This window comes from Achromobacter deleyi, from assembly GCF_016127315.1.
Classification (GTDB): Bacteria; Pseudomonadota; Gammaproteobacteria; order Burkholderiales; family Burkholderiaceae_B; genus Achromobacter; species Achromobacter insuavis_A.
Genome location: NZ_CP065997.1, coordinates 4,645,128 through 4,658,005, shown reverse-complemented (window position 1 = coordinate 4,658,005; position 12,878 = coordinate 4,645,128). Strand labels below are relative to the sequence as shown.

Here is a 12,878-nt window from a genome sequence, read left to right as displayed (position 1 = left end):
GCCGGCCCCGATCTACCTCCCGCGCTGCGCTGGCTCTTGCCTGCCGAAATGTCTGGCAACTAGCGCTAATATCTTGGCAGAGCGTAACAGGGCGTAATGCCTGTTACGGAGGGGCGCCACAGGGGATTCCATGGACGAGACACAACCGCAAGGTCCGGCCGTCGCTGCCGAGCTGAAGATCGACGTAGTTCTCTTCGCCAAATTGGCAGACTTTACAAAATGCGACCCGGTGGAAGGGGGGCTCTGGCCGGCCACCAAACTCAGCAGCGAACAAGTGGGCGTGCTGCTATGAGCATTACTCACCGATCTACCCTGATCATTCACGGTCGCCTCGCCATGCGGGTGAGTCGCCTGGCGGCGAGCCTTGGTGGTCGGCACGGTCTCCAGATCATGTCCTTCGAGCAGGCCGCCGTCCGGCTGGCGGGCGGCTTCGCCCGCCCTATCGACGACGAGAGCCTGCGCGCGGCCATCCAGGCGGCCTTGCCTGCCACGCCGATGGGGGAGTTGGAGAGCATCAAGGCTCTTCCCGGCATGATCGACGCCGCGGCCGACACGCTCCACAAAGCCTGGCGCGCGGGCATCGATCTTGCCGCACGCGCGGCCGATCACCCGCGTCTCGCCGCCATCGCGCGTCTGGAAGCGGCCGTCCTCGACCAGCTTCCGTCCGGCATGATGCGGCCTCGCGACATCGTCACCGCCGCAACCGCCCGTATCTGTCATGCCACGGCGGTCCTCGGCCCATTGGAGATCGTCGGCCTTACCGAACTCTCGCCCTGTTGGCGGCCGCTGCTCCAGGCGCTCACCGCCCATATCCCCGTGCGATGGACGGCCGGCCCGAGGAGCGTTCCCGCATGGCTGGACGGCACCGGCGTCACGGTCTCGCGCGCACCGGCGCATGCGCCGGGAATCAGTGCCGCCAGCGCGGCGACGGCCTATCACGAGGCCATTGAGGCGATGCGCTGGGCGCGCAGCCTGCTTGCCTCGGGCATCCCGGCTTCGGACATCGCCATCGCGACCGCTTCGCCCGCCGACTATGACGATCATTTCCTGGCCCTGCGTGCCGACGCCAACATCGACCTTCACTTCATCCATGGCATCCGCACCGTCGCCACCCGCGAGGGCCAGGCGGCTGCGGCGCTGGCCGACATCGTAGTTCGCGGCCTGTCGCAGTCGCGGCTGCGCCGCCTCGCGGCGCTCTGCCGGGACAGCGGGCCTTTCGAGACCCTGCCCGAAGGCTGGCTGCGGGTGCTGCCGACCGATGCGCCGCTCTCGACGCTAGGCGCCTGGAACCGCCTGCTGGCCCGGCTGACGCCAGAAGACTGGCCCGACGGCGCCGACCACGTTGCTGCGCTGCGCACGGCGGTCGAGACCCTTGTGAAAGGATCGGCGGCCGCCAGCGAGATCGGAGAAGCCTTCCTCAAGGGCCGCGCGCTAGCGATCTGGCGCAAGGCTCTGCTCGCCGGCCCCGCCGCCTCGATCGACGCCACGCTGGAGACCCTGAAGCAGGACGACGGACTGGAAGCGTGCGTCTGCGTCGCCTGGATGCCGGCCAGCGCGCTCGCGGCATCGCCCCGCCGCTTCGTGCGGCTCATCGGGCTTAATTCCTCGCGCTGGCCGCGCGGGATCGCCGAGGACCGGCTGATCCCGGGCCATATCATCCCGACCCAGGTGCTCGACCCGCTGCCGGTCAACCTCGCCGACCGCCGCGACTTCGAGACGATCCTTGCCACGACGGCCGACACCGTCGTTCTGTCGCGCGCCCGGCGCGACAACGACGGGCGTCTCCTGGGTCGCAGCCCTCTGCTCGCCGGGCGTGGCGACGAAACCTATCTGCGCCGCAACGCGACACCGGCGCACGCCTTCAGCGAAACAGACCGCCTCATGGCCCGGCCCCAAGAGTTCGCAGCCGATCCGCAAGCGGTCGGTGCGCAGGGCTGCTGGCGCGACTGGGGGCAGGCCGAGATTACTCCCCATGACGGGCTCGTGCGGGCAGATCATCCGCTCGTTCTCGCCATCCTCGGCCGCACCCAGTCGGCCAGCTCGCTGCGCCGCCTGCTGCGCAATCCGCTGAGTTTCGTGTGGGTCTACGCGTTCGGATGGCATGAACCGCAGAGCAGCACCGAACCGCTCGTGCTCGACGCGCTCGGGATCGGCGATCTCGTTCACTTGGTTCTCGACCGCGCCTTGCGCGACCTCGAAACCGGAGACGGTCTTGCCTCCGCCGACGCCGAGGCCATCGAAGCAGCGGTGGCGCGGGCCGCACAAGCCGTCGCCGCCGATTGGGAAAGCGAGCGCCCGGTTCCGCCGGCCGTCATCTGGAGCCGCACGCTCGACGACGCCCGCGTGATGGCGGGCCGCGCCTTGTCCTATGGTGATGATGTCCTGCCGGGCGCACGCTCCTACGGAGAGGTGCCCTTCGGCGGCTTGGAGCCGAAATCCGACGCGGAAACGCCCTGGGATGCGAGCGAGCCGGTCGCGATTCCCGACACGGGCTTCAACATCGCCGGCTATATCGACCGGCTCGACATCTCGGGCGACGGCAAGCGCGCCCTCGTGCGGGACTATAAGACCGGACGGCCGCCGCGCGGCGACATCCGCCTCAATGGCGGACGAGAGCTTCAGCGCTGTCTCTATGCCTTCGCGGTGAAGGCGCTCCTCGGCGACGATGTCGCCATCAGCGCCTCGCTGCTCTATCCGCGCGAGCCCGTCAATCTCCAGCTCGACGATCCCGAGGCCGTGCTCGAGGAGATCACGGGCTATCTGCGCGCGGCACGGTCGAGTCTCGCCGGAGGCGCGGCCCTGCCTGGCCCGGATACCGGCGGCGACTATGACGACCTCGCTTTCGCCCTGCCGGCCAACGCTAGCGCCACCTATTGCAAACGCAAAATGCCGGCCGCCACGGAGCGGCTTGGCGAAGTCGCTCAGGTCTGGGAGGCGGAATGATGAGCAGCGTGTCCAAAGTGTTGAAGGACGACGGCGCGCGCCGCGATGCGATCAGCCTCCATGATCGCTCGATCCTGGTCGAGGCCGGCGCGGGCTCAGGCAAGACCGCCGTCATGGCCGGCCGCATCGCCGCCATGCTGGCCGAAGGCGTCGCGCCGCGCTCCATCGCCGCCGTCACCTTCACCGAACTCGCCGCGAGCGAGCTGCTATCACGTGTCCGCGAGTTCGTTGCCGATCTCTCGGCCGGCACGATCGCGACCGAGCTGCGTGTGGCGCTGCCCGATGGGCTATCCCAGACCCATCGCGACAATCTCGCCGCCGCCAGCGCCGCGATCGACGAAATCACCTGCTCGACCATCCACGGCTTCTGCCAGCGCCTGATCAAGCCCTATCCGGCGGAGGCCGACATCGATCCCGGCGCCGGCGTTACGGATCGCAACCAGGCCGACCTCACCTTCCTTGAGATTGTCGATGGCTGGCTGCGCGAACGCCTGTCCGGCGGTCAGGGCGGTATCCTGGCCGAGCTGGTGCTGCACAGCCCCGGCGAGACCGTGGCGCTCATCCATAAGATCGCCGAGAGTATACGCCGTCGCCCCACACTCACGGCCCCGCCCGTCTCTCCACTTGGCGGCCACCTCACGGCGTTCCGGCAGGCCACGGCGGATTTCGCGAACTTCATGGATGGCACGGCGGCGGCCGAGCCGGAAACGGTAACGATCGTCGAGCGGCTGGCTGAAATGGCGACCGCCGTGGCGAACGGTTCCGATCCCGCGACGCCCGCGGGCCTCGTTCGGCTCCTGACCGCGCGGCCCCACCCGGATCTTTGCACCAAGACCGGCGCTTTCGCCTCCTACCGCAAGAAGGGCAAATGGGCCGCCACGGCCAAACAGGCCGGTCTCTCCAAGGCCGATGGCGACCGGCTGAACGACGCCGCCGAGACCCACTACACCGCCTGTTGCGACGCTTGGGTCGCGTTGGCGCAGGCCGTCGCCGGCCATGCCCTGGCCGCGCTGATCGGCGAAGCGCGTCCGATCCTGCAACGCTATCGCGACCACAAGCGCGCCAGCGCCCAGCTCGATTTCGACGATCTGATTTTCGCCGCGCGCGACTTGCTGCGCGACCACGACGCCGTGCGCGAGGCGCTGGGACAGCGTTTCGCCCATGTCCTCGTCGACGAGTTTCAGGACACCGATCCCCTGCAAACCGAAATCTTCTGGCGGCTGTGTGGCGAGCCGGTCGATGGCGATGACGATTGGACCCGCTTCCAAATCCGGCCGGGCGCGCTCTTCCTGGTCGGCGACCCGAAGCAGGCGATCTATCGCTTCCGGGGCGCCGACGTCGGCGCCTATGTGCAGGCGCGCGACGCCTTCCGCGCCCAGGACCCCGACAGCCTTCTGTCGATCTCCACCAACTTCCGCTCCTGCGCCTCGATCCTCACCTTCGTCAACGAGCGCTTCGAGGCCGTTCTCTCGGCCGATGGCCAGCCGGGCTTCACCGCGCTCGACCCATTCCATGACGATCGGGGCGGCCTGTGCCTGGCGGCTCTCGACATCGCCGTGGCCGACGAAAACGGCAAGGCCAGCGCCGAACAGCAGCGCGATGCTGAAGCCGACGCCATCGCCGAGCTGTGCGCCCGGCTGATCGAAAGCCACCCCATCATCGACCGTCGTAGCGGCGCCGAGCGCCCCTGCCAGCCGGGCGACATCGCCTTGCTGGCGCCAACCGGCGCGGAGCTGTGGCGCTATGAGGAGGCCCTGGAACGCCGCGGCGTCCCCGTGGCGACACAAGCCGGCAAGGGGCTGTTCCGCCGCCAGGAGGTGCAGGATCTGATCGCGCTGACCCGCGTTCTGGCCGACCGCCGCGACACGCTGGCGCTCGGCGCGCTGCTGCGCGGGCCTCTTGTCGGACTCACCGAAGAAGACCTGCTGGACATCATCTGGGGGCTTCCGCGCTCGGAGGAACAGCCGGATCGGATTCCGCGTCTGGATCTCAGCATCGATCCCGCCATCATCGCGCACCCGCTCGCGCGCGACGTCATCGAGCGGCTGCAATCGCTCTCCCGGCGCGGCAACAGCACGACCCCGCACGAGTTGCTCTCGCAGGCCGTGGATGTGTTGCGCGTCCGTCCGCTCCTCCTCGAGCGCCATCGCGGCCAGGCCGAGCGTGCGCTCGCCAATGTCGATCTCTATCTCAGCCTGTCGACCGGCTACGCCGTGCGCGGTTTGCGCGCCTTCGCCGAGGCGATGACAGCGGCGTGGTCCGACGAGGCACGCGCCGTCGAGGGAAGGCCCGACGCCCAGGAGGAAGCGGTCGCGCTCTTCACCATGCACGCGGCCAAGGGGCTGGAATGGCCGATCGTCATTCCGGTCAACACCATGACCGGCGTCATGGCGCCCGAGAGCGCCGTGATCGACCGCCAGACCGAGACCTTCTACTGCCCGGTCCTGGGAGTCGTGCCCGAGGGCTACGAAACCGCGCGCCAGGCGGAGAAGGAGGAGCTGGACCGCGAACGCATCCGGCTCTGGTATGTCGCGGCCACCCGCGCCCGCGAACTCCTCGTCTTGCCCCGGCTCAACGCCACGCCGTCGAAATCGGCCTGGATCGGTCTCGTCGATCTGTCGCTCGCCGACCTGCCCGGCCTGGACGTCTCTCACCTACCTATCGGTCTCGCGGCCGCAGGCGCGGGCGCGGGCAACACCCAGACGCGCGCGAGCTTCGCCGCCGAAGCCGAAGCCATCGCGGCCGCGCAGACGCGGTTGACCTGGCTCGCGCCCAGCCGTGACGAAAACGCCGCCGGGACCGTGATGCGGGAAGAAGAGGCGGCCCTCTGGACAGGGTCAGGCGACGACCAGCCTCCCGAGCTGGATGCCGTCGCCCCGGTGCAGGGCGGCCGCGAGCGCGGGCTGATCCTCCACAAGCTCATGGAAGAGGTGCTGACCGGCGAAACCCAGGAGGAGGAAGCCGCCCTGACCGAACGAGCTGGCCACCTCATCCGCGCCCTCGGCCAGTGTCCTGTCGCCAACCCGGCGACGGGGCTGTCGGCGCAGGAATTGGCGGCCTGCGTGGCCCGCGCCCTGGCTCTGCCTGACATCGCGGCCCTGCGGCCGGGTCTTCTCGCCGAATTTCCCGTCTATTCCGCACAGGCGGCCGACGGCGTGGAAACCGCAACGGCCGGGATCGCCGATGCCCTGACCCTGACGGCCGAGGGCCGCCCCGCCGTCGTCGTGGACTGGAAAAGCGATGTGACGCCGACGCCGGGAACGCTCGATCATTATCGCGCGCAGGTGCGGGCCTATCTCGACATGACCGGCGCCGACCGCGGCCTGATCGTGCTGATGACCTCCGGCACCGTCATTCCCGTCCTGCCGACGAAGCCGACCGAGAGCGAGGCGGCCTGAGCCCATGTCGTCTCTTGCCTGGATCGATTTCGATGAAGCCGAGCGGGAGCGCGCGCAGCGCATCATGGCGCTCTTTCAGGAGCGCGAGACCCGCGACGAGCTGGGGCTGGGGGCGATCCGGGATTCCATCGCCGATCACCTCTTTCCGGGCACGAGCACGATCCAGACGCGCCTGCGATACATGTTGTTCATTCCCTGGCTCTATCGGGCGCTGGAAAAGCGCGAAGTCCCTGAAGCGCAGCTCCGCACCGAGGCGCGCGACACCGAAATCCGGCTTGCTGACGCCCTGAAAGCCGGCGGTGAGTTCAACGGCATCATCGGCCGGGATGCAGGACCACGGCTCCAGCGGTTGCCGAGTTCCGTCTATTGGGCTGGCCTGGGCGCGTGGGGCATCCGGGTCTTTCCGGGCTCGCTCGACAGTCTGTTCGTCGCCTTGCGGGGCCGTGGCCGGTCGCGCGGCGCATCCAGCGGCGAAGACGCTCTGGCCGGCGCCCAGACGCCCGCCTTCTGGAATCCAGCCTTGCCTCAGATGCCCGGCGACCTGCTTGAGCACGCCGTCTTCCGCCTGACCACCGACGAGGCGCAATTCCTCATCGACCGCCTGATCGCCAGCCAGCCCACCGCACTGCTCACGATGCTGGCGCGCGAAGGCATCGACGCGGGCTGCGACTACATCTGGACGCACCCCCATCTGTCGGCGTTTCCATCCGCAGCGCGCCGCCTCGTCCAGCATGGGGAAATCTTCTCCCATGTGATGCACGGCGCCGCGCTGCTCTATAACCTCGCGCTCAGCGAGCTGCGCCAGCGCGACGACTGGATAGAGGACTATCGCGCTCGGCTTGAAGCCTGGAGCGACGAACTCGATACCGGCGCAGTCCGCGCGTGGTCGCTCGATGATTTCTGGAATGTCGTGGAGCACCCAGCGCACGCCGTCCGACCAGCCGCCAAGCAGTTCGTGAATGAGTGGCGCGATCTGGTTCTGGCCGGGACGGAGCAGGTAATCTCGGCGCCCGCGGCGCGGCGGCTCGTCGAGGAGCGCGAACGCCGGCTCAAGACCAGCCAGTCCCGCTACGCTAATCACGCTGTCCGTGACCGCTGGACCGGCGCATCGGGCGCAGATCGCCTCAGCTTCCGCTGGGCGCAGGCCAAATCCCACCTGCGGGATCTCGCCCATGCTGAATAGCCGCAGCCTAGATCCCGAACAGCGAATGCTCTACGGCGCCAATCTTCAGCCGCCGGCGGGCTATGTCTTCGACTCGGCGGTCGCCGCGACCTTCTCGCTCGACTTCGAGACCGCGCTCGCCGTGCCGGTCAGTCTGGCGCTCTTCGCCTCCGAGAACCGCGACGACATTCTCTCTCATCCTCTGGCGCTGCTGGAAGGCGCCGAGCGCATCGCCGGCCGCCTCGTCGTCTTCACCGACGCCGGCCATATCCAGGCGAGCGCCCGGCCACATTCCCGCCTTTGCTCGCTGCTCGAACGCATCATCGTCGAGGTCGCCGCCCCTCAAGGCGGGGCCTTCCACCCCAAGATGTGGGCGCTGCGCTTCACGCCGTTGCAGCCCGAAGACCCCGCCCGCCTGCGTCTGCTCATTCTCTCCAGAAACCTGACGCGCGATCGCTCATGGGACATCGCCGCCACCCTCGATGGCGTGATCACCAGGCAGCCCAAAGCCGTCAACCGCCCGGTCGCCGACTTCCTTCGCCAGCTCCCCGACCTCGCGACCGTCGGCGTTCCCGACGGAATGAAGACGCTTGTCGATGACCTGGCCGAAGACATGCGCCGCGCCGAATGGAGCCTGCCCGAACCGTTCCAGAGCGTCTCCTTCGCCGTCAATGGCCTCGGCGGAAAGCCATGGCGCCCGGAACCCTGCGTTCGGCTGGGCGTAGTCTCGCCCTTCTGCGACGATCAAACCTTGTCGATGCTCGCCGGTCTGGCCAGCGCCGAAAAGCCCATCTTCATCGGGCGATCCGACGAACTCGCCCAGGTGCCCGGCGCCACTCTCGATGGCTTTGCCCGCGTGGCCGTGCTCGACGAAATGGCGGCCACGGAAGATGGCGAGGAGGAGGACGCAGCGGCCCTGCAAGGGCTCCATGCCAAGGCGTTCATCGCCGAACGCGGCTGGGACACCGCGATCACGGTCGGCTCGGGAAACGCCACGCGGCCGGCACTGCTGACCGGCAGCAATGTCGAGATCTTCACCACCCTGACCGGGAAGCGATCGCGGGTCGGCAGCGTCGAGGAGATCCTCGGCGACAAGGGGTTTGGCCGGCTGACGCGGCCGTTCGTCCGCGACGAGACGGGAGCCGCCGATGCCACGCAACGAGCCGCCGAGGCCCGTTTGGATCAGGCCCGGCGCGAGATTTGCCGCAGCGGCCTCACGCTCCGTTGCGAGCGCGGCGAGCACGCCGCCGATGGCGCGCCGGTCTGGCGGGTCTGGCTGATCCCGTCCGAACCGCTGCCCCTTACCGGGCTCGGTGCGCTGCGAGTTTGGCCGATCACGCGGGGCGAAGGACATGCGTGCGATGTGCTGGAGCCGCTCCGACAGGGACAGCCCGCCGACCTTGGCACAATGCCCTTGGTCGACCTTACCCGGTTCCTCGCCTGTCACCTGACGGACGAGACGGAAGACGTCTCGATCCTATTCAGCACCGGGCTCAAGATGGAGGGGCTGCCCGCAGAGCGCCACGCCGCGATCCTGCGCTGGGTGATCGACAGCAAGGACGCCTTCTTCCGCTATCTCCGGCTGCTCCTCTCCGAATTGGGCGATCCATTCGCCGCCGCCCTCGCGGCGCAGGACAGGTCAGGTCAGGGCGCCTGGCGCGCGGCAAGCGACGACGCGCCCATCCTCGAGGAGATGGTTCGGGCCTTCTGCCGGGGCGGGGACCAGCTTCGCGCCGTTGAACGGCTGATCGCACGCCTGGAAACCGGCGACGGAGACGATACCGATCCGATTCCGGCCGAGTTCCGCGCACTCTGGAACACATTCCGCATTGCGCTCGCCACGCAGGATGCCGCGCATGCCGAATGAACGGTTTCGCGCCGACGTGGCGCTCGCTCCCCTCAAAGTCTTTCAGCGGCGCACCGTCGACTACGTCTTTGATCGGCTCTACGGCCAGGACGATCCTGTCCGCCAGTTCCTGGTCGCCGACGAAGTCGGCCTCGGCAAGACGATGGTGGCGCGGGGGGTCATCGCCCGCATGATCGAACACCTGTGGGACAACACCAAGCGGATCGACATCCTCTACATCTGCTCGAACCAGGCGATCGCCGCCCAGAACCTCAACCGGCTGAACGTCCTCGGGCGGCGCGAGCTGGCCCTGCCGACCCGCATGACGCTCGTTCCCCTGCAACTGCGCGACCAGGCGGGCCTCGACGCCAACAGGGTGAACTTCATCAGCCTGACGCCGGGCACAACCTTCGATCTGCGCTCCGCGACGGGTGTGACGCAGGAACGCGCCTTGCTGTTCCATCTCCTGCGCGACCTCGTTACGCGCCCGCGCGGCCTGCACAACCTGTTGCAGGTCACGGCCGGCGTCGAGGGTTGGAACCGCGCTGTGGACAACCTCACCCTCGAAGGCGTCGACAAGCGCATCCTCGAGCGTTTCCGCCGCGAAGTGCAGGCGGATCGCGACCTGTTCGAGGAACTCGAACGGATTTGCGAACTCTTCCCGCGCCGCCGGGACACCTATCCCGCAGAAATGACACAGCCCCGCAACAGCCTGGTCGCCCGGCTCCGCGCCAAGCTGTCCCACGCCTGCGTGGATGCGCTGAAACCCGACCTCATCATCATGGACGAGTTCCAGCGGTTTCGGGATTTGCTGCATGGCGACAGCGACGCGGCGATCCTCGCGCGCGAACTGTTCGACTACTCGGGAGGCGACGGGCATGGCGCCCGCACCTTGCTGCTCTCCGCCACACCCTACCGGATGCTCACGCTCGCCGGCGACGAGCCCGACGAAGGCGACCACTATCAGGACTTCCTTGAGACCCTGAGTTTCCTCTACGGCCGGGAAAAGGGGCCGGAGGTGGCAGCCACGCTGGCGCGTGAAATGCGCGCCTTCCGCGGCCTCTTACATGCCCTCCCACAGTCACATGCCTCAGCGGTCGAGACCCGCCAGACCATCGAACGGCGCCTGCGTCGTGTGATCGCCCGAACCGAGCGGGTCGCATCCACGGTCGAGCGCGACTCTATGATGAGCGAGCCTCCCATTGCGGTCTCGATCGCGCCCACCGACCTCGCGCAGGCATCCGCCGTTTCTCAGGTGGCGCGCACGCTCGATGCACCGGAGATCATCGAATACTGGAAGTCTTCGCCCTATCTGCTCAACTTCATGCGCCACTACAGCCTGAAGCGGCTACTGGAAGACCAGATCGACGCGCCTTCGGCCGTGCTCCGCACCGCAATCCAGGCGGCTCGACCGGCCATGCTCGATCACGACGCCATCGACGCCTATGCGCCGCTGGACCCGGCCAACGGTCGCATGCGCGCGATCATGGACGACATCTTCGGCCAGCATCTGGAACAGAACCTTTGGATACCCGCCGCCATGCCCTATTACGGCGAGGCGCGAGCCAAGGCCCCGCTGACCAAGGCGCTGATATTTTCGTCCTGGTCCATGGTGCCCGATGCGATCGCAGCCCTGCTGTCCTACGAAGCCGAACGGCGCATGGGCGTCGGCGAATCCGGCCGGCGCTATTTCGAGCAGCATCGCTTGCGTCCCTTGCAGTTTCGGCAGGATCACGGCCGGCTCGCGGGTCTGCGCGCGCTGCTGCTGATCTATCCCTCGCCGGCGCTCGCCGAGCTGGCCGATCCGCTGGCGGTGTTCAGCGGAACGAGGGCCGCCCTGTCGCTGGAGGGAATGCGCTCCGCTGTGGGCGACCGCCTCAAGCCCGCCCTCGGTGCTTTGAAGGAAAGCGCGGTATCGCATCAGGACGCGCACAGCGCCGAGTGGGCCGCCCCAGCCGTGATCGATGACCTGCTGGGCGCGCGATCCCGCGCCTGGCTAGAAACGCCGCACGGCATGCGCGCCTTGGCGAGCGAAGACGCCTTCCACGATCATGTCGCCGAACTAGCGACAGCGGTGAAGACTCGCGACATCGGCGCTCCGTCCGACGATCTTTCGGATCTACTGGTTGACGTCGCGCTCGGCAGTCCGGCCGTCTGCGCTCTTCGTGCCCTCAAGCGGATCGCGCCCGAGCTGGCGTGGGATGACCCGCGCTTGCTAAGCGCAGCGGCTGAAGTCGCCTGGTCGTTCCGGGCGCTGTTCAATCAGCATGACGCGGTCGCCTTGCTGCGACGGGATACCGACGATCACTACTGGCGCCGCGTGCTGGCCTATTGCGCCCAGCACAACCTACAGGCCGTCCTGGACGAATACGCACATTACCTCGTCGATGCCGAAGGTCTCGGGGCCCGCCCAGCCGAGGATCGCGCAATCGGTGTTGCCCACACCATGGCTCAGGCCCTGGCCATCCGCCCGTCGCAGATCGACGTCGATGACGTACAGGTCGATGGAGAGTCCCTCGCCATCAGCAAGTTCCAGATGCGCGGACGCTTCGCCATGCGGCTCGCCGACTACAAGGACGAAGACGGCGCCGTCGCGCGGCTCGGAGGCGTGCGCGACGCCTTCAACTCACCGTTCCGGCCGTTCGTTCTCGCCACCACGTCAGTCGGCCAGGAAGGGCTGGACTTTCATCCCTATTGCTATCGCGTCTATCACTGGAACTTGCCGAGCAACCCGGTGGACCTCGAGCAGCGCGAAGGCCGCGTCCACCGCTTCAAGGGCCATGCCGTGCGCCTCAACCTAGCCGAGCGTCAGGCCGCGGTCGTCAGGGGCCGCGGGCAGGCTCCTGACGATCCGTGGAAGCTGATGTTCGAGCACGCGCGGTCTGAGGCGGCAGTGGACACCGATCTCATCCCCTATTGGATCTACGAAGGTTCCGTGCGCGTCGAGCGGCGCGTGCCGATGCTGCCGTTCAGTCGGGAAATCACGCGACTCGCGTGGCTTAAACGTAGTCTAGCTATATATCGACTTGCATTCGGACAGCCGAGACAAGACGAGTTATTGGAATACCTTCATACGCTCATGGTGGATGGCTCAGACATTACAGCTCTTGAGGATCTCCAAATTCAGCTCGAGCCCTCAAACACCTTCAGCGCTGATCTCGAATCAAACAAAAATAGCGTGTGAGCTGATTCAGAGTGGCGCCGCTAACCACGATAAAGTTCGCTCAGCTACGCTGTAACCCGTCCGCCCACTCGATCATCAACGGGGCTCTCAAACCCGTATGGTTAAAGGGATTGACTGCAATTGACATGAGTACTCACCGTCGCTTTTACCGTCAGAGGCCCACATCTTTTGCTGGCGCGGGACATGGGGCGATTCTCGAGGAAGCGACGTTTTCGACTTCATTGTCAATCGGATTACATCTTAGCGCGGCTTGGCTCACGTGAGAACATCTCTCGCGGCCGAATGCCCACATGGACCGCTAAAAATAATCATTCAACAAGCCGACGGCATTCCTAGCATGAGCCG

At 67.2% G+C, this 12,878-nt stretch carries 6 protein-coding genes; all 6 read left to right on the top strand.

The window, feature by feature from the left end:
- Positions 1 to 130: 130 nt before the first annotated feature.
- From I6I07_RS21155 to I6I07_RS21130, 6 genes are read left to right on the top strand one after another with little or no spacing between them, the layout of a single operon-like run.
- Positions 131 to 292, top strand: coding sequence for a hypothetical protein (locus I6I07_RS21155; protein WP_176400658.1), 162 nt, complete (start codon positions 131 to 133; stop codon positions 290 to 292).
- Positions 289 to 2,943, top strand: coding sequence for a PD-(D/E)XK nuclease family protein (locus I6I07_RS21150; RefSeq protein ID WP_198483583.1), 2,655 nt, complete (start codon positions 289 to 291; stop codon positions 2,941 to 2,943). Before I6I07_RS21155 ends, I6I07_RS21150 begins: the two co-directional genes overlap by 4 nt.
- A complete protein-coding gene (locus I6I07_RS21145) occupies positions 2,940 to 6,341 on the top strand; it encodes a UvrD-helicase domain-containing protein (RefSeq protein WP_198483582.1) in 3,402 nt (1,133 codons plus the stop codon). Before I6I07_RS21150 ends, I6I07_RS21145 begins: the two co-directional genes overlap by 4 nt.
- 4 nt (positions 6,342 to 6,345) lie before the next feature.
- Positions 6,346 to 7,524 (top strand): DUF6361 family protein, encoded by a 1,179-nt coding sequence (locus tag I6I07_RS21140; protein WP_198483581.1) that lies wholly within the window; start codon positions 6,346 to 6,348, stop codon positions 7,522 to 7,524.
- The gene (locus I6I07_RS21135) at positions 7,514 to 9,370 is read left to right on the top strand and encodes a phospholipase D family protein (protein WP_198483580.1); all 1,857 of its coding nucleotides are present in this window, start codon (positions 7,514 to 7,516) and stop codon (positions 9,368 to 9,370) included. Before I6I07_RS21140 ends, I6I07_RS21135 begins: the two co-directional genes overlap by 11 nt.
- Positions 9,360 to 12,533, top strand: coding sequence for a helicase-related protein (locus I6I07_RS21130; protein ID WP_198483579.1), 3,174 nt, complete (start codon positions 9,360 to 9,362; stop codon positions 12,531 to 12,533). The genes I6I07_RS21135 and I6I07_RS21130 overlap by 11 nt, the downstream gene beginning before the upstream one ends.
- Positions 12,534 to 12,878 lie beyond the last annotated feature (345 nt).